Annotated in this window: 16 protein-coding genes, 4 tRNA genes and 1 pseudogene; 4 read left to right on the plus strand and 17 right to left on the minus strand. The window is 67.6% G+C overall.

The annotated features are described in order from the left end of the window. The 6 genes from secE to TMZ1T_RS16180 all read right to left on the minus strand — a co-directional run bounded on the left by secE (nt 1) and on the right by TMZ1T_RS16180 (nt 2,159). Nucleotides 1-348, minus strand: coding sequence for a preprotein translocase subunit SecE (gene secE, locus TMZ1T_RS16155; RefSeq protein ID WP_004298399.1), 348 nt, complete (start codon nt 346-348; stop codon nt 1-3). Nucleotides 349-372: 24 nt separating this feature from the next. After that, a tRNA-Trp gene (locus TMZ1T_RS16160) sits at nt 373-448 on the minus strand. A 59-nt stretch (nt 449-507) separates the two neighbouring features. Then, on the minus strand, nt 508-1,698 hold the full coding sequence (gene tuf / locus TMZ1T_RS16165) for an elongation factor Tu (RefSeq protein WP_004298398.1): 1,191 nt from the start codon (nt 1,696-1,698) through the stop codon (nt 508-510). A gap of 84 nt (nt 1,699-1,782) precedes the next feature. Then, nucleotides 1,783-1,857, minus strand: a tRNA-Thr gene (locus tag TMZ1T_RS16170). Nucleotides 1,858-1,887: 30 nt separating this feature from the next. Further along, a tRNA-Gly gene (locus TMZ1T_RS16175) sits at nt 1,888-1,961 on the minus strand. 113 nt (nt 1,962-2,074) lie between these two features. Then, nucleotides 2,075-2,159, minus strand: a tRNA-Tyr gene (locus TMZ1T_RS16180). A gap of 224 nt (nt 2,160-2,383) precedes the next feature. Here TMZ1T_RS16180 and TMZ1T_RS16185 point away from each other — a divergent pair. Next, entirely contained in the window at nt 2,384-3,139 is a 756-nt protein-coding gene (locus TMZ1T_RS16185; protein WP_012585919.1) for a class I SAM-dependent methyltransferase, read from the plus strand. A 99-nt stretch (nt 3,140-3,238) separates the two neighbouring features. Beyond that, nucleotides 3,239-3,946 (plus strand): P-loop NTPase family protein, encoded by a 708-nt coding sequence (locus TMZ1T_RS16190; protein WP_004298394.1) that lies wholly within the window; start codon nt 3,239-3,241, stop codon nt 3,944-3,946. A 27-nt stretch (nt 3,947-3,973) separates the two neighbouring features. Here TMZ1T_RS16190 and TMZ1T_RS16195 read toward each other — a convergent pair whose 3' ends face one another. Next, complete coding sequence (locus TMZ1T_RS16195) at nt 3,974-4,600, minus strand: response regulator transcription factor (protein ID WP_004298392.1); 627 nt, start codon at nt 4,598-4,600, stop codon at nt 3,974-3,976. Between the two features lie 259 nt (nt 4,601-4,859). Here TMZ1T_RS16195 and TMZ1T_RS16200 point away from each other — a divergent pair, with 259 nt between their 5' ends. Both TMZ1T_RS16200 and TMZ1T_RS16205 read left to right on the plus strand, forming a co-directional pair. After that, on the plus strand, nt 4,860-6,761 hold the full coding sequence (locus TMZ1T_RS16200) for a hybrid sensor histidine kinase/response regulator (protein ID WP_012585920.1): 1,902 nt from the start codon (nt 4,860-4,862) through the stop codon (nt 6,759-6,761). Nucleotides 6,762-6,801: 40 nt separating this feature from the next. Further along, the gene (locus tag TMZ1T_RS16205) at nt 6,802-7,233 is read left to right on the plus strand and encodes a PhaM family polyhydroxyalkanoate granule multifunctional regulatory protein (protein ID WP_012585921.1); all 432 of its coding nucleotides are present in this window, start codon (nt 6,802-6,804) and stop codon (nt 7,231-7,233) included. Nucleotides 7,234-7,248: 15 nt separating this feature from the next. Here the strand turns inward: TMZ1T_RS16205 and TMZ1T_RS16210 are convergent, their stop codons facing one another. The 10 genes and pseudogenes from TMZ1T_RS16210 to TMZ1T_RS16250 all read right to left on the minus strand — a co-directional run bounded on the left by TMZ1T_RS16210 (nt 7,249) and on the right by TMZ1T_RS16250 (nt 17,642). Further along, nucleotides 7,249-8,439, minus strand: coding sequence for a CaiB/BaiF CoA transferase family protein (locus tag TMZ1T_RS16210; RefSeq protein WP_012585922.1), 1,191 nt, complete (start codon nt 8,437-8,439; stop codon nt 7,249-7,251). Between the two features lie 82 nt (nt 8,440-8,521). Further along, nucleotides 8,522-9,757: a phenylacetate--CoA ligase family protein gene (locus TMZ1T_RS16215; RefSeq protein WP_012585923.1), complete on the minus strand. Its 1,236-nt coding sequence runs from the start codon at nt 9,755-9,757 to the stop codon at nt 8,522-8,524. Between the two features lie 50 nt (nt 9,758-9,807). Next, nucleotides 9,808-10,623: an ABC transporter ATP-binding protein gene (locus TMZ1T_RS16220; protein WP_004298382.1), complete on the minus strand. Its 816-nt coding sequence runs from the start codon at nt 10,621-10,623 to the stop codon at nt 9,808-9,810. A 65-nt stretch (nt 10,624-10,688) separates the two neighbouring features. Then, a pseudogene (locus TMZ1T_RS16225) lies at nt 10,689-12,020 on the minus strand (ABC transporter substrate-binding protein). A 51-nt stretch (nt 12,021-12,071) separates the two neighbouring features. Next, on the minus strand, nt 12,072-13,148 hold the full coding sequence (locus TMZ1T_RS16230; protein WP_004298380.1) for a branched-chain amino acid ABC transporter permease: 1,077 nt from the start codon (nt 13,146-13,148) through the stop codon (nt 12,072-12,074). A gap of 15 nt (nt 13,149-13,163) precedes the next feature. Further along, on the minus strand, nt 13,164-14,093 hold the full coding sequence (locus tag TMZ1T_RS16235; RefSeq protein WP_004298379.1) for a branched-chain amino acid ABC transporter permease: 930 nt from the start codon (nt 14,091-14,093) through the stop codon (nt 13,164-13,166). 12 nt (nt 14,094-14,105) lie between these two features. Next, nucleotides 14,106-14,930, minus strand: coding sequence for an ABC transporter ATP-binding protein (locus TMZ1T_RS16240; RefSeq protein WP_012585924.1), 825 nt, complete (start codon nt 14,928-14,930; stop codon nt 14,106-14,108). Between the two features lie 11 nt (nt 14,931-14,941). Further along, complete coding sequence (locus TMZ1T_RS16245; RefSeq protein WP_012585925.1) at nt 14,942-16,927, minus strand: AMP-dependent synthetase/ligase; 1,986 nt, start codon at nt 16,925-16,927, stop codon at nt 14,942-14,944. A gap of 192 nt (nt 16,928-17,119) precedes the next feature. Continuing rightward, nucleotides 17,120-17,263 carry a hypothetical protein gene (locus TMZ1T_RS21370; RefSeq protein WP_156147806.1) on the minus strand — a complete coding sequence of 48 codons (144 nt, stop codon included), beginning with the start codon at nt 17,261-17,263 and terminating at the stop codon, nt 17,120-17,122. Further along, nucleotides 17,253-17,642, minus strand: a complete 390-nt coding sequence (locus TMZ1T_RS16250; protein ID WP_231570696.1) for a hypothetical protein — start codon at nt 17,640-17,642, stop codon at nt 17,253-17,255. Before TMZ1T_RS16250 ends, TMZ1T_RS21370 begins: the two co-directional genes overlap by 11 nt. Between the last annotated feature and the right edge of the window lie 26 nt (nt 17,643-17,668).

Raw genomic sequence — 17,668 nt, forward strand, 5'->3', positions numbered from 1 at the left:
TCACTTCCAACCCAGGACCAGATCGTACAGGACCCACTCCAGGCTCTTGTCCGTCAGCCACAGGAAGAGCGCCATCACCACCGCGAACGCGAACACCAGACCGGTGGTCTGCGTGGTTTCCTTGCGGCTCGGCCAGACGACCTTCTTGGTTTCGGTGATCGATTCGCGGGCGAAACCGATGAAGCGGCGACCCGGCTCGGAGAGGGCGGCGACGGCGATGCCGGCACCCAGGCCCGCAAGCACGGAAAGCACGCGCAGCACGAGAGGCTGCTCGGACAGCACGTAGAAGCCGACTACGCCGGCTGCCAACAGTGCCAGCGCCAGCGCAAATTTCAACTTATCGGCCATTGCGGATGAACACCCGGAAAATGTTGGCAGGGGCAGAGGGAATCGAACCCCCAACCTTCGGTTTTGGAGACCGACGCTCTGCCAGTTGAGCTATACCCCTGCAGCGGACACTGCAAGGCGCACCCGAGCGGGTGCGCCTGTCTGGCAATAATCGAGCGATTACTCGATGATCTTGGCGACGACGCCGGCGCCGACGGTACGGCCACCTTCGCGGATCGCGAAGCGCAGACCTTCTTCCATGGCGATCGGGGCGATCAGCTTGACGGTGATCGACACGTTGTCGCCCGGCATGACCATCTCGGTGCCTTCGGGCAGCGAGATCGAACCGGTCACGTCGGTGGTGCGGAAGTAGAACTGCGGACGGTAGTTGTTGAAGAACGGGGTGTGACGACCGCCCTCTTCCTTCGACAGCACGTAGATCTCGCCGGTGAAGTGGGTGTGCGGGGTGATCGAACCCGGCTTGCACAGCACCTGACCACGCTCGACGTCTTCACGCTTGGTGCCGCGCAGCAGCACGCCGACGTTGTCGCCGGCCTGGCCCTGGTCGAGCAGCTTGCGGAACATCTCCACGCCGGTGCAGGTGGTCTTGACCGTCGGCTTGATGCCGACGATCTCGATTTCCTCGCCGACCTTCACGATGCCGCGCTCGACACGACCGGTCACCACGGTGCCGCGACCCGAGATCGAGAACACGTCTTCGATCGGCAGCAGGAAAGGCTTGTCGATCGCACGCTCGGGCGTCGGGATGTAGCTGTCCAGCGCGTCAGCCAGGCGGAAGATCGCCGGCTCGCCGATGTCCGACTGGTCGCCCTCGAGCGCCTTCAGCGCCGAACCCTTGACGATGGGGATGTCGTCGCCGGGGAAGTCGTACTTCGACAGCAGCTCGCGCACTTCCATCTCGACGAGCTCCAGCAGCTCCTCGTCGTCGACCATGTCGCACTTGTTCAGGAAGACGATGATGTACGGCACGCCGACCTGACGGGCCAGCAGGATGTGCTCGCGCGTCTGCGGCATCGGGCCGTCGGCGGCCGAGCACACCAGGATCGCGCCGTCCATTTGCGCGGCACCGGTGATCATGTTCTTGACGTAGTCGGCGTGGCCCGGGCAATCGACGTGCGCGTAGTGACGGCTCGCGGTCTCGTACTCGACGTGCGCGGTGTTGATGGTGATGCCGCGCGCCTTCTCTTCGGGCGCCGCGTCGATCTGGTCGTAGGCCTTCGCCTCGCCGCCGAACTTCTTCGACAGGATGGTGGTGATCGCAGCGGTCAGCGTGGTCTTGCCATGGTCGACGTGGCCGATGGTGCCGACGTTGACGTGAGGCTTGGTGCGCTCGAACTTACCCTTAGCCATATCGCTATCCTTAAAATCAGAACCATAAAAACCGGCGCGGCGACCACACTCGTTGGCCGCCGCCCAGGCCAGGCAGAAAATGGATGGTGCCCATGACGTGGATTGAACACGTGGCCTCTCCCTTACCAAGGGAGTGCTCTACCACTGAGCTACATGGGCCCCGAAACCTCGGGCAAACCGCAGCGAACCTGGAGCGGGTGAAGGGAATCGAACCCTCGTCATAAGCTTGGAAGGCTTCTGCTCTACCATTGAGCTACACCCGCACACGCCTGCAACTGTGTTCTCTTGCCTGCGCGCAACTCCGCGCCTATCACAACTCGCAGCCATACACTGCATTTGCCACGCCGACCGTGACGAGCACGGCACGACTGAAACTTGGTGGAGGGAGAAGGATTCGAACCTTCGAAGGCTGAGCCGTCAGATTTACAGTCTGATCCCGTTGACCGCTTGGGTATCCCTCCGTCCGGGAAGCCCCGCACTATAGAGGCCTTCCCCGGAGAAGTCAAAGCCTTTTGAAAAAAAACTTTCGAGCCTCGATGTGCGAGCTGCGCCGCCTGCGCTTCGCCGGAGGCGCGGCTGGCGCGGCTGGCGCGAATCCGGCGTCGACAACCCACGCGGCTCGGCGACGGATCATCGAACCGGGGCGGTATGATCCCCCGGTTCGGATCCTTTCGGCAGACACGCCATGCCCCCCGCCCTGAAGGCCCTCCTCGCCCAGCTCGCCGGTCTGGCCGCCGCGGTCGCGCTCGCGCGCACCGGCGCGCTCGTCGGACTGTGGCCGCTGGTGAGCGTGCAGGCGCTCGTCGCGGCGACGGTCGCGGCCGGCTTGCGCAGCGCGCGCTGGTGGCTGCCGATCCATCTCGGCTTCTTGCCGCTGGCGGTGGTCGCGCACGGCGCGGGCATCCATCCCGGGTGGTATCTCGCCGCCTTCGTCATCCTCGTACTGGTGTATTGGACGAGCTTCCGCACCCAGGTCCCGCTCTACCTCAGCAACCCGGCCACGGCAGCGGCGGTAGGGAAGCTGCTGCCGGCCCATCCGGCGCGGATGCTCGACATCGGCGCCGGCACCGGTGCGCTGCTGCGCCCGCTCGCGCAGGCGCGTCCCGACTGCCGCTTCACCGGCATCGAGCTGGCGCCGGCGACGTGGGCGATCGGACGCCTGCTGCTGCGCCGTCACGCCAACATCGAGTGGCTGCGCGGCGACCTCTTCGCCGCCGACTGGAGCGGCTACGATCTGGTGTACGCCTTCCTCTCGCCGGTGCCGATGGCGGCGGTCTGGGCCAAGGCGTCCGCCGAGATGCCCCCGGACAGCACCCTGGTCAGCAACAGCTTCGCGGTGCCCGGCCACGAGCCGGACGCGGTGATCGACGTCGGCGACCGCCGTGGCACGCGCCTCTTCCTCTATCGCATGGGCGCACGCGGAGAGCGCCGAAGCGGCTGAATTGGCCCCGCGAAGCGGCGCTTTTCCGCGCTCGCCCGCTTGCGTGCGGCGTCGATAATCCCCGTCATGCAAGGACTGCATGCAAAGGACTGAAGCGTCATGGCTGAGATCATCTGCGTGATCGGCAACAAGGGCGGCACCGGCAAGACCACCCTCTCGCACATGCTGTGCCAGGGCCTCGGCCTGCTTGGCCAGCGTGCTGCCTGCGTGCTCACCGACACGTCGCGCGAGCCGCTGGTACCCGCCGGACGGCGCTACGTGCTGGCCGACGCGCGCACACGCGACTCGCTGACCAAGGTGGTCGACAAGCTGCGCACGCTGGAGAACTGGATCGGGGTCATCGACGGCGGCGGCAACCGCACCGAGATGGACCGCAAGCTCTACGCGCTCTCCGACCTCGTGCTGCTGCCCTTCCGCGAGTCGCACGAAGACATCCGCACCGTGCTGCGCGACCTCGAGATGTTCCCGCGCGCCTACGCGATCCCCACGCAGTGGCCCACCAACCCCTGGCAGCGCGAGGCCGCCGACCGCAGCGTGGCGCGCCTGCTCGGCGCGCACCGCGATCGCATCCTGCGCCCGGTCAACGCGCTCTCCTCCACCAAGCTGCTGCTGCAGAAGCAACTGCCCGAGCAGCTGCCGACCCCGCTCGCCAACGCCTGCCGCGCGGTCGCGCGCCAACTGCTGGAAGTGCTGGAGATCGACTTCATCGACCACAACGAGGACACCTCCGGCGAAGAGCAGGATGAGCGCCTGTCGCCCGCCGAGATGCCGATGCGCCTGGTCGGCGGCGCTCGACGATCGCACTGAGCCGCGAATCGCGGCACGACGATTCTCTCAGGACTCCTCGTTCCTGCGCGAGAGCAGCACCAGCGCCTGGCTGCGGCTGCTCACCCCCAGCGCGCGGTAGATCGCCGTCATGTGCACCTTCACCGTCCCCTCGGTGAGGCCCAGCCGACTGGCAATCTCGCGATTGCTGCCCCCGGTGGCGAGGAGTTCCATCACCCTGGCCTGGGCGAGGGTCACCCCGTAGCGCTCGGCGGAGCGACGCGTGCGGGCGCTCGTCGCGGACGGGCTGGCACGCGGCGTCGGCATGCCGCCCTCCAGGACTTCGCGCACGGCCTGGGCCAGCACCTCGCCGGAACTCGCCTTGGAGACGAAGCCAGAGGCGCCGGCCGCGAGGGCGCGGCGCACCGCGGCGTCGTCGTCCATCGCCGACACCACGATCGCCGGCAGGTCGGGGTAGCGCTTCGCCAGCACGCCGAGCAGCGAGAACCCGCTCGCCCCCGGCAGCATCAGGTCGACGATCGCCAGATCGACGTCGTCATGCGCCTCGAGCAAGGCCAGCGCCTCGTCCGCGCGCGCCGACTCGAGACACACCAGGTCGGGCTCCAGGCGCCCGATGCGCTGCGCCATCGCCTCGCGCACCAGCGCATGATCTTCCACGATCAGGATCTTCGTCATACCCTCCCCTCCGCGTGCCTCTTTCCGCACCGAACATAGCATGAGGCGGCCGCCGGGCTTCACGCTCCATGCGAGCGCAAGCGCTACGCCGGCGCCGATAAACGCAGGAAAATCGACTCCCCGGGCGGAGTCCCACCGTCGGCAAGCCTCGCAGAACGGTCTTGCCGTCCACGGCTCGCCCCGCCCCACCGGAGGCCCTCGCCATGCCCGCCCCTTCCTGCCCTGCCGAACCCCGCAATGCCGTGCCGAGGAGGCGGCCTTGATCCACCGTTGGGGCATCCGCGCCCGCGTCACGCTGGTCGCCTTCATCCCGATGCTGGTCCTGGCCGGCCTGATGACGGCGACCCACACCACGCTGCGCCTGGGCGAACTCGACAACGCCTTGCGCGCACGCGCTCAGGCCTACGTCCGCCAGACCGCGGTGGCGAGCGAGTACCCGCTGTTCATCGGCGACCACATCGCCCTGCAGCAGCTGCTCGACAGCCTGCTGCTCGAGGAGGACATGGCGGCACTCGCGCTCATCGCACCGGACCGCAGCCTGATCGCCCGGGCGGGCAGCTTCGAGCACACCACGCCGCCACAGGCGGCCGTCGCGGGCACGACGCGGAGCGCAGGTCGCCTGCGCATCGTCGAGCCGATCCGCCCGCGCCCGCTGCCGATCGACGCCGTGTCCGATCCCGTGCCGGCGGACGAACTCCTCGCCACCCTCATCATCGAGATGTCCCTGGAACGCCTCGACCAGCGCCGCGCCGAGCTGTTGTGGATCGCCGCCGGCTGGATGCTGATGGTCGCCGTCGGCAGTCTCGCGCTCGCAAGGGGGATGAGCTACAGCGTCAGCGGCCCGATCCGCAACATCGCGGACACCGTGCTCCGCATCGGCCGCGGCGAACTCGACCGCCGTGTCCCGGTGGTCGGCGGTGGCACGCTGCGCATCCTGGCCGAGGGCGTGAACGAGATGGCCGGGCGCCTGAGCACCGCGCACGCATCGATGTCGCGCCAGATCGAAGAGGCGACCGCCGAGCTGCGCGCACGTCGCGACGAGGCCGAACGCGCCAGCATCGCCAAGTCGCGCTTCCTCGCCGCCGCCAGCCACGACCTGCGCCAGCCGCTGCATGCGCTCGGGCTGTTCGTGTCCGAGCTCTCCCAGCACGAGCTCGACGCGGGCAGCCGGCAGATCCTCGAGCGCATCACGGCCGCGGCCGAGACCATGGACGGCCTGCTCGGCAGCCTGCTGGACATCTCGCGACTCGATTCGGGTGCGCTCACCCCGGTGCCGCAATCCTTCGACCTGCAGGCGCGCCTCGAGCGTCTGGTCGCCGGTCAGTCGGCCGTCGCCGCCGAGCGCGGGCTCGACCTGCACCTGCGCTGTGCGCCCTGTCGCGCCCACACCGATCCGCTGCTCCTCGACCGCATCCTCGCCAATCTGTTGTCGAATGCCATCCGCCACACCCCGCACGGCCGCGTGCTGGTCGCCTGCCGGCGTCGCGGCGACCGGCTGCGCGTGGAGGTACGCGACAACGGCCCCGGCATCGCGCCGGAATCGCAGGAACTGATCTTTCACGAGTTCGTCCAGCTCGACAATCCGGAGCGCGGCCAGGACAAGGGCCTCGGGCTCGGGCTGGCGATCGTGCGCCGCCTCAGCACCCTGCTCCGGCTGCCGCTCGACCTCCGCTCGCGGCCCGGCCACGGGACGGTGTTCGCGGTGGAGGTCCCCGCCGCACAGCCGGAAGGCGCCTCCCGGGCGCATACGCCGGGCAGCTTCGAAGGGGTCCGGGTACAGCTTGCCGGCGCGGATCCCGCCGCCCTCGAGGCGACCGCCGAGCTGCTCGCCGACTGGGGCTGCACGGTGGACGACGGCACCCGTACGGCGCCGGCGGACGACCGCCCCCACGGCACCGAGCTGCTGATCCTCGCGCCGGTGCCCGCCGGCACGGCCGACGGCCTTGTCCTGCTCGCAGCCCTGCGCATGCGCCCCGACCTGGCCGACGTGCCCGCGATCCTGCTCGTCGTCGACAGCACCGACGAGCAGCGCGATCGCGCCCGCGCCCTGAATGCCCATCTGCTCGCCCGTCCGCTGCGCCCCTCGCGCCTGCGCGCCCTCATGAACCGCCTGCTCGGCGCGCGCGACGGCGATGGAGCGCAGGGCAGCGGCATCGGGTAATATTGTTCCGTCACCTCAACCCCCCGAACGGAGCAGCCCGATGTCCAATGACCAGAACGCCCAGGATCCGCTCGAGTTCGTGCGCGGCATGTGGAACCAGATGGGTTTCTCCCTGCCCGGCATGGTCACGCCCACGCTCGATGTCGATGAGCTGGACAAGCGCATCACCGACATGCGCGCGGTCGAGGGCTGGCTCAAGATGAACCTGAACATGCTGCAGATGAGCATCCAGGGACTCGAGATGCAGCGCGCCGCGCTCGCCGCGGTCAAGGCGATGAGCCAACAGGCCCAGCAGGCAGGCGAAGGCGGCGGCGCGACCGAGCCTGGAGCCAATCCCTTCGCCGCCGCGGCGGCGATGTGGCCGTGGAACCTGATGGGCGCGCAGGCGGCCGCCACGCCCGCTCCCGCGACCCCGGCCGAAGCGAAGGAAGGCGCGCGTGGCACCCGCCGCAAGCCGGCCACCGACAAGTAATCGACCCGCCGCGGGCTACACCACGCCCGCGCCCCGCAGCCGGGCAAGCTCCTCGGCATCCACGCCGAGCGCCTCCAGGATCGCATCCGTATCCGCCCCCGCACACGCCGGTGCCGGCGCGTCGGGTATCGGCGGCATCCCGCCCAGACGCACCGCCGCGCCGGCGTGGCACAGGCCGTTCGTCTCCACCACCATGCCGCGTGCGCGCAGCTGCGGGTCGCGCAGGCTCTCCTCCAGGCGCAACACGGGCGTCACGCAGCAATCGACCGGGTCGAACACCTCCACCCACTCGCGCTGGCTGCGTCCGCGGAAGATCGTCGCAAGCTCGCCCCGCACGCGTGCTCCGTCCGCCCCGGTGGCGAGATGCCCCGGGATCAGGTCCGCACGCCCGAGCGTAGTGCACAGCAGCCCCCAGAACTTCTCCTCCAGCGCACCCACCGCCATGTAGCGGCCGTCCGCGGTCTCATACACGCCGTAGCAGGGCACCCCGCCGGTGAGCAGGTCCTCGCCGCGCGGCCGCACGCCACCGTGGGCAAGCACCTCGGCGAGCGGGAAGATCATGTGCGCGAACGCGGCGTCGGTCATCGACACGTCGACCTCGCGGCCGCGGCCGCTGCGGCGCGCGTCGAACAGCGCCACCAAGATGCCCATCACCGCGCCCATGGTGCCGCCGAGCAGGTCGCCGATCTGCAGGTTCGACAGCGCCGGCGCGCCGCCGGCGCAGCCGATCTGGTCGAGCACGCCGGCGTAGCCGAGATAATTGATGTCGTGGCCGGCGCGCAGTGCGTACGGCCCGGTCTGTCCGTAGCCGCTGATGCTGCAAAGCACTACGCGCGGATTGCGCTCGGCGAGCACGGCGTAGCCGAGGCCGAGGCGCTCCATCACCCCCGGGCGGAAGCCCTCGACCACCACATCGGCGCTTTCCACCAGGCGCAGGAACAGCGCACGCCCCGCCTCCTGCTTGAGGTCGAGCCGCAGGCTGCGCTTGTTGCGGTTCACCAGTTGGTAGAACCAGCTGGTGTCGCCCCCCATCGCGCCCATCGTGCGCGCGTAGTCGCCGGCACCGGTGTCTTCCACCTTGATCACCTCGGCGCCGTAGTCGGCCAGGTGCTGGGTGGCGAGCGGACCGGGCAGCAGCCGGGTGAGGTCGAGAATGCGCACGCCGGCGAGCGGCGCGCGTGCGGGAGCGTTCGATGCGGGGTTCATGTGCGCGTCCATCGTTTTGCGGGAAGACGGCAGTATGCCAGCGGGAGGCACCGGGACACGCAGGGACAGGGCCTCCTCGGGGCTATTCGTAGGTGCGCACGTCGTCGATGACCTTGCCGTCGTTGGCGAGCGCGCCCGCGGGCAGGAAGGCGACCTCGCCGCGCAGCTTGGTCAGCTCGCGGATGCTGGCGGCTACGGCAGCGGCGAGGGCCTCGCTGCCGCCACCTGCCGCCTCGCACATCAGCGTCATGCGGTCGGCGAGGTCGGGATTATCTACCACCAAGCGCGCGCGCGTGATCTCGGGGTGCCGTCGCACAACCTGCGCGATCTGCCCCGGATGCACGAACATGCCCTTGACCTTGGTGGTCTGGTCGGCGCGCCCCATCCAGCCCTTGATGCGCACGTTGGTGCGCCCGCAGGGCGAGTCCCCGGGCAGCACCGCGGAGAGGTCGCCGGTGCCGAAGCGGATCAGCGGGTAATCGGGGTTGAGGGTGGTCACCACCACCTCGCCCACCTCGCCCACGGCCACCGGGTCCCCGGTGCCGGGGCGGACGATCTCGAGCAGCACATCCTCGTCCACCACCATGCCCTCGCGCGCCGGCGTCTCATAGGCGATCAGGCCGATGTCTGCAGTGGCATACGCCTGGAAGGCCATGATGCCGCGCGCGGCAAGGGCGTCGCGCATGCTGGGCGGAAAGGCCTCGCCGGAGACGAAGGCCTTGGTGAACGACACCCGCACGCCGAGCTCGTCCGCCTTGTCGAGCAGGATGCGCAGGAAGGACGGCGTGCCCACGTAGGCGTTGGGCTGCAGGTCGGCGATCGCCGCGAGCTGCTGCTCGGTCTGGCCGACGCCGGCGGGAAAGACGGTGCAGCCGAGCGCGTGCGCGGCCGTCTCCATCATCGAGCCGGCGGGCGTGAAGTGGTACGAGAAGGTGTTGTGCACCAGGTCGCCGGCACGGAAGCCCGCGGCGAACAGCGCGCGCGCCAGGCGGTAGTAGTCGGGCCGTGCGCCTTCGGGTTCGTAGAGCGGGCCGGGCGAGGCGAACACCCGCCTGCACGCCGCACCCCAGCCCACCGCCGAAAAGCCGCCGAAGGGGCGCGCCGCCTTCTGCAGCTCGAGCAGTTCCGACTTGCGTGTGACCGGCAGCGTGGCGAGCGCCTCGCGACTGGTGACCGAATCCGGGTCGACGTCGGCCAGCAGGCGGCCGAAGGCGGGCGCGGCGGCGCGCGCATGGGCGATCTGCGCCGGCAGGCGGCTCAGCAGCTCGCGCTCGCGCGCCTCGGGATCGCGGGTCTCGCGCGTGTCGTGGAAGTTCATCTCGGCTCCCCTGCTCGATGCATTGTCGGGTGATGTCGCGGCGGTGGCGGTCAGCTCAGCCAGCGCTTGCGGCGGCGATAGTGCTTGATGTCGCGGAAGCTCTTGCGGCCCTCGCCCGCCAGACCGAGGTAGAACTCCTTGACGTCCTCGTTGCTGGCCAGATCCTTGGCGGCACCTTCCATCACGATGCGGCCGTTTTCCATGATGTAGCCGAAGTCGGCATAGCGCAGCGCGACCATGGTGTTCTGCTCGGCGAGCAGGAAGCTCACCCTTTCCTTGGTGTTGAGATCCTTGACGATCTCGAACACCTCTTCCACGATCAGCGGCGCAAGGCCCATCGAGGGCTCGTCGAGCAGCACCAGCTTGGGCTTGGCCATCAGCGCACGACCGATCGCGCACATCTGCTGTTCGCCACCCGAGGTGTAGGCGGCCTGGCTGTTCCGTCGCGTCTTCAGGCGCGGGAAATAGTTGTAGACCTTCTCCAGCGTCTCTTCGACCGCGGCCTTGCCGTCGCTGCGGGTGTAGGCGCCGGTGCGCAGGTTTTCTTCGATGGTGAGGTGGCCGAAGCAATGCCGCCCCTCCATGACCTGGACGACACCGCGCTTGACGAGGTCCGCCGGCGTCAGCGCGTCCACGCGTTCGCCGTTGTAATCCACCGAGCCCTTGGTCACCTCGCCACGCTCGCCCTTGAGCAGGCTGCTCACCGCGCGCAGCGTGGTGGTCTTGCCGGCGCCATTGCCACCGAGCAGGGCGACGATGCTGCCCTCCTGCACCGACAGCGACACACCCTTCAGCACCAGGATGACGTGGTTGTAGATGACCTCGATGTTGTTGACGCTGAGGAAGGCCGGATTGGGAGCGTTCATGTTCGATTCCAGGAAAAGGCCTCCGCACCGCGCGGCGCGGAGGCACGTTTCAACTCAGTTTCAATTTACTGCGCGCACTGCTCCGCGGTACGGCGCTGCAGATTCTTCTCGGCGGCGTACTTCGAGGCCGCCTCGAGCACCATCGGCCGCAGCACCTTGTCGTCGGCCTGATACCAGTCGGAGCTGAACGCCCACTTGCTGCCATCCCACGTATGCACGCGCACCCACGACGAGCCCATGTGGTCGGTGCACGAGGTCTGCACCGGGCGCATCACGCCGGCAAAACCCATCGCATCGAGCTTGCCCTGGTCGAGGTTGAGGTTCTCCAGGCCTCAGCGCACCTGCTCGCCGGTCATGACCTTGCCCTTGCCGTAGCGCTCCTGCGCCTGCCGCACCCCTTCGACACCCAGCATCGCCGAGATCAGGCCGCGCATGTACAGCACCGAGCCCACCTCCTCCTTCGGGCCGGTGCCCTGGCCCTTGTCATGCACCATCGCCAGCATGTCCTTGACGACCTTGCTGTTGGGCTCCGCGCCGTGCTGAAGCGTCAGGGCGCTGTAGCCCTTGGCACCCGCGCCGACGTCCTTGACGTCCGGCTCGGCGCCCGCCCACCAGATGCCGAGCATCTTCTCGCGCGGGTAGCCCGTAGCCTGGGCCTCCTTGATCGCGGTCGAGTTCATCACGCCCCAGCCCCACAGCAGCACATGGTCGGGACGATCGCGGCGGATCTGCAGCCAGGTCGCCTTCTGCTCCACGCCGGGGTGGGCTACCGGCAGCAGCTGCAGCTCGAAGCCATGCATCTTCGCGCGCTCCTGCAGCAGCGGGATCGGCTCCTTGCCGAAGGGGCTGTCGTGATAGACCAGCGCGATCTTCTTGCCCTTGAGCTTGTCCAGCCCGCCCTCCTGCTTGCCGATATGCTGGATCGCGACGTCGGCGCCCACCCAGTACGAGCCGAGCAGCGGGAAGTTCCAGGTGAACACCGAGCCGTCCTGCGACTCGCTGCGGCCGTAGCCGGCGGTGATCAGCGGGATCTTGTCCACGGTGGCCTTGTCGGTGAGCGCAAAGGTCACGCCGGTCGACAGGCTCTGGAACAGGGTGGCGTTCTTGCCCTTCAAGCGCTCGTAGCACTCCACCCCGCGGTCGGTGGCGTAGCCGAACTCGCACTCCTCGTAGGTCAGCTTGACGCCGTTGATGCCGCCCTGGGCATTGATCAGCTTGAGGTAATCGACATAGCCGTTCGCCCATGGGTTGCCGTTGGCGGCATAGGCGCCGGTCCGATACACCAGCACCGGGAAGAACTGATCCTGCGCCTGAGCTTGCGCGGCGGTGGAGAACACGGCGGACGACAGGCCCACCGAGGCGATGGCGGCCGCGAGGGCCAGGTTGCGGAATTTCATGAGTCTCCTCCTTTTATAGGCTTCTTGGGCACTGCGGGAAATGGCGCTGCATCAGTGCGGGAACGGCCACAGGCGCAGCTTCTGCTTCGCGATCGACCACAGTCGGGCGAGGCCATGCGGCTCGACGATCAGGAAGAAAATGATCAGCGAACCGAAGATGATGAGTTCGGCATGCGAGATGCCGGCGGTCGACACGGTGACACCGACCAGGCTTCCGAGCAGGGGCAGGAACTGGTTGAGGAAGATGGGCAGGATCACGATGAAGGCGGCGCCGAAGAAGCTGCCCATGATCGAGCCCATGCCGCCGATGATCACCATGAACAGCAGCTGGAAGGAGCGATCGACCGAGAACGCCGCCGGCTCCCACGAACCCAGGTGCACGAAGCCCCACAGCGCACCGGCCACGCCGACGAAGAAGGAGCTCACCGCGAACGCCGACAGCTTGGCGAACATCGGGCGGATGCCGATCACCTCGGCCGCCACGTCCATGTCGCGGATCGCCATCCACTGGCGGCCGATCGCGGCGCGGGTGAGGTTCTTGGCGATGAACGCGAACGCGATCACGAAGGCGAGGCAGAACAGATACTTCTCGGTCGGCGAGTCGATCACCCAACCCAGCATCTCCAGCTTGGCGACCGACACCGAGCCGGACGACGAATGGTTGGTGAACCAGCCGATGCGCAGGAAGGCCCAGTCGCACAGAAACTGCGCCGCCAGCGTCGCCACCGCGAGGTAGAGGCCGCGCACGCGCAGGCTGGGAATTCCGAACAGGATGCCGAAGGCTGCAGCCGACACGCCGCCCAGCAGCATCGCCAGCACCAGCGGCATGCCGTCGATGCGCACCATGAAGTTGTACGCCGCATATGCCCCGATCGCCATGAAGGCCCCCGCCCCCAGGGTGATCTGGCCACAATAGCCCACCAGCAGATTGACCCCGAGCGCGGCGAGCGACAGCACCAGGAAGGGGATCAGGATGGCGCGGAACATGTACTCGTCGGCCAGCATCGGCACGGCGAGTGCGGCAAAGGCGATCAGCCCCCAGACGAACCACTTGTCCTGGGCGATGGTGAAGATCTGTTGGTCGGCCGCGTAGCTCGTCTTGAACTGGCCGTTTTCGCGATAGAACACTGTGTTGTCTCCCGGTCAGACGCGGTTGATGATCTTTTCGCCGAACAGGCCCTGCGGCCGGAACAGCAGCACGATCAACGCCATCACGTAGGCGAACCAGATCTCGATGCCGCCGCCGACGTAGGGTCCGAGATAGACCTCGGAGAGCTTCTCGCCGACGCCGATGATGAGGCCGCCGACGATCGCGCCCGGCACCGAGGTCAGGCCGCCGAGGATCACCACCGGCAGCGCGCGCAGCGCCACGGTGACGAGCGAGAACTGCACGCCCATCTTCGAGCCCCAGATGATGCCGGCCACCAGGGCCACCAGGCCGGCCACGCACCACACGATCACCCAGGTCTTGTTGAGCGGGATGCCCACCGATTGCGCGGCCTGGTGGTCGTCGGCCACCGCGCGCAGCGCGCGGCCGATCGCGGTCTTCTGGAAGAACACCGTGAGCCCGGCGACCAGCACGGCAGCGAGCGCCGCTGCGATGAAGTCTTCCTTGTTGATCAGCACGCCGCCCTCGAAGAGGCCTTCGAACATGATCACCGGATCCTTGGGCATGCCGACGTCGATCGAGTAGATCTCGCTGCCGAAGAAGGTCTGGCCGAGGCCCTCGAGCACGTAGGCGATGCCCAGCGTGACCATCAGCAGCGTGGCGCCCTCCTGGTTCACCAGCTTGCGCAGCACGAAGCGCTCCACCGCCCAGGCCACCACAAACATCACCGCGCCGGCGCCGACGATGCCGATCACGTTGGCGAGGAAGAGGCTGTCGCCGCCCAGTGCGGCGTTGCTCCACTCGGAGAAGCGCGCCATCGCCAGCGCGGCGACCAGCACCATCGCGCCCTGGGCGAAGTTGAACACGCCCGAGGCCTTGAAGATGAGCACGAAGCCCAGGGCCACCAGCGAATACAGCATGCCGGTCATCAGCCCGCCCAACATCGTTTCAATGAAAAATGCCATGACTCGCTCCGCTCAATGCCCGCTGCCGAGATAGGCGTTGATGACATCCTGGTTGTTGCGCACCTCGTCGGGTGTGCCGTCGCCGATCTTCTTGCCGTAATCGAGCACCACGACGCGGTCGGAGATGTCCATCACCACGCCCATGTCGTGCTCGATGAGCACGATCGTGGTGCCGAACTGGTCGCTGATGTCGAGGATGAAGCGGCACATGTCCTGCTTTTCCTCGACGTTCATGCCCGCCATCGGCTCGTCGAGGAGCAGGATCTGCGGCTCCATCGCCAGCGCGCGGCCGAGGTCGACGCGCTTCTGCAGGCCGTAGGGCAGCGCGCCCACCGGGGTCTTGCGGATGTGCTGGATCTCGAGGAAGTCGACGATCTCCTCGACCTTCTCGCGGTGGGCGATCTCCTCGCGCAGCGCCGGGCCGAGCCACAGCGCCTGCTGGAAGAGGTTGCACTTCATCTTGAGATTGCGCCCGGTCATGATGTTGTCGAGCACGCTCATGCCCTTGAACAGCGCGATGTTCTGGAAGGTGCGCGCGATGCCCTGCTGGGCCGCCATGTGCGGCTCCATCTTCTGGCGCTGCTGCCCGCGGAACATGATCCTGCCTTCCTGCGGGTGATACACGCCGTTGATCACGTTGAGCATCGAGCTCTTGCCCGCGCCGTTGGGGCCGATGATGGCGCGCACCTCATGCTCGCGGATGTTGAAGCTGATGTCGGTCAGCGCCTTTACACCGCCGAAGCGCAGCGAGATGTTCTGCAGGTCGAGGATGACCTCGCCCTGGCGACGGCCCGAAGGCGTGGTGGTGGCAGCGGAATTCATGTCGGTCATGTCCATTCTTCGTCCCCTCAGGCCGCGCGCTTGCCGGCCTGCGGCGCGAAGGTCTTCACCTCCTCGATGCGCAGGTCGGCCGAGACCTTGCCGGTGCGGCCGTCCTCGTACTTGACCTGGGTCTCGATGAACTGGGTCTTGCGGCCTTCGAACATCGCCTCGATCAGCACGCCGTACTTCTCGGCGATGAAATTGCGCCGTACCTTGCGCGTGCGCGTGAGCTCGCCGTCGTCGGCGTCGAGCTCCTTGTGCAGGATCAGGAAGCGCTTGATCTGCGAGCCGCTCATGTTGGGGTCGGCGGCGAGGTCGGCGTTGACCTTCTCGACGCAGTCGCGGATCAGCTCGTACACCGCAGCCTGCTGGGCGAGGTCGGTGTAGCCGGAGTAGGCCATGCCCTTCTTCTCGGCCCAGTTGCCCACCGCCTCGAGGTCGATGTTGATGAAGGCGGTAGCGAATTCCTTGCCGGCACCGAAGGTCACCGCCTCCTTGATGTGCTGGAAGAACTTGAGCTTGTTCTCGATGTAGTTGGGCGCGAACATCGTGCCGTCGGCCATCTTGCCGACGTCCTTGGCACGGTCGATGATCTTCAGGTGGCCGTCGGCGTCGAAGAAGCCGGCGTCGCCGGTCATGAAGTAGCCATCGGCGTTGATCGACTCGGCGGTCGCGTCGGGGCGCTTGTAGTAGGCCTTGAGCAGCATCGGCCCCTTGACCAGGATCTCGCCGTTGTCGGCGAGCTTGACCTCGACGAAGGGTGCCGGCTTGCCGACCGAATCCAGCTTGATCTCGCCGTCGGGCTGCAGGCACACGTAGGCGCAGGTCTCGGTCTGGCCGTAGAGCTGCTTGAGGTTGATGCCGATCGAGCGGTAGAAGCGGAACAGGTCGGGCCCGATCGCCGCGCCGGCCGTATAGGCCACGCGGATGCGGCTCATGCCGAGCACGTTCTTCAGCGGCCCATACACCAGCAGGTTGCCCAGCCAGTACTGGAAGCGATCGCCACCCGACACCGGCTTGCCATCCAGGATGTCGGCGCCGCAGCGCCGCGCCACGTCCATGAAGTGATGGAAGATCTTGCGCTTGAGGCTGCCGGCGTCTTCCATGCGGATCATCACCTGGGTCAGCAGGTTCTCGAACACGCGCGGCGGGGCGAAGTAATAGGTGGGTCCGATCTCGCGCAGATCGTTCATCACCGTCTCGCCCGACTCCGGGCAGTTGATCGTGAAGCCCGCCACCGTGGCCTGCGCGAACGAGAACAGGTGGTCGCCCACCCAGGCCATCGGCAGGTAGGACAGGATGTCCTCCTTGTCGGTGAGCTTGTCGAACTGGATCGCGCCGCGCGCCGCGGCGATGAACGCGCCATGGGTCTGGCACACGCCCTTGGGCTTGCCGGTGGTGCCCGAGGTGTACAGCATGATCGAGATGTCGTCGGAGGCGCCCTTGTCGATCTCGCCGTCGAGGAAATCAGGCTGGTTGCGGTCGTGGATGCGCCCCATCTCCTGCAGCTCGTCCAGGCCCATCAGCAGGGTCTGGGTGTAATGGCGCATGCCACGGGGGTCGTCGTAGATCACATGCGCGAGCAGCGGCGCATCGGGCTGGATCTCGACCATCTTGTCCACCTGCTCCTGGTCCTCGACCACGGCGAACTTGATCTCGGCGTCCTGCAGCACGTAGGCCATCTCCTGGGCCACCGCGTCCTGGTACATCATCACCGGGATGCCGCCCAGGCACTGGCAGGCCGCCACCGACCAGTACAACCGCGGGCGGTTGTCGCCCACCACCGCGAGGCGGTCGCCGCGCTTGAAGCCGAGCTGCGCCAGCCCGCAGGCGATCGCGCGCACGTTCTCGGCCACTTGCGCCCAGGTATAGGTCTGCCAGATGCCGTATTCCTTCTCGCGCATCGCCGGCTGCTGGGGGCGCGCCTTGGCGTGGTGCATCAGCCAGCGCGGAAAGGTATCCGGCCCTGCTCCGCCCTGTCCGGGCTCGGACGCGCTCGTGCGTGTGTCCATGCCACACTCCTCCTTTGGTCTTGTCCTGTCTGTCTCCGCACCCGGGCCCCTGGTGCTTTTTGTCAGGGCCCGGGCGGGACGCGCGAACGCGTCCGTTCCAGTTCAGGCTGGAGTGTGGCAAGCCACTTTTGCGCAACTGTTTGTGGAATGTACTGAATTGTTGCAGGCCGCCTGCGTACCCGCGGCCGGCCCTCAGACCGGGAACGCGAAGCCGTACTGCGACTTGCCGGCCTGTCGGCCGATCCCGCGCGTGACGCCACGCCCGACCCGCTTGGCGCTACCGATCGCGGCGATGCCGCCCCCCACCAGCCGGCCGACGGCGGGCTCAGGGACCAAGGCGCAGCACCACCCGCGCGCGGGGATCGTCGGGGACGAGATCGACGAACGCGATCGCATCCGGATCCTGGGCGACCCGCGAAATCGCGGCCGCGCTGTCGGCGACCCGCAGCGGCGGTTGTGTCCGCCCGGAGAACTGCAATCGCGCCCAGTACGCGTTGATCTCGGCGATGTCGCGCCCGAGCAGGCGGCGATAGAAGCTTGCGCGCAACGGTTCCACTTCGACCACGTTGGCACGCGCCCCCGAAGGCAGCATCTTCACGCGCCCGAGGAAGAGATGGCTGGCCTGCTCGCGACTCAGGGCGGAGATGCCGCTGTCGCGATTGACGATGAGGACGAGTTCCTCGGCCGCCACGTCGTGCGTCGGGAGCAGCAGCACGAGGAGCGCAGCGACGAGCGTATGGA

The organism is Thauera aminoaromatica, from assembly GCF_000021765.1.
Classification (GTDB): Bacteria; Pseudomonadota; Gammaproteobacteria; order Burkholderiales; family Rhodocyclaceae; genus Thauera; species Thauera aminoaromatica.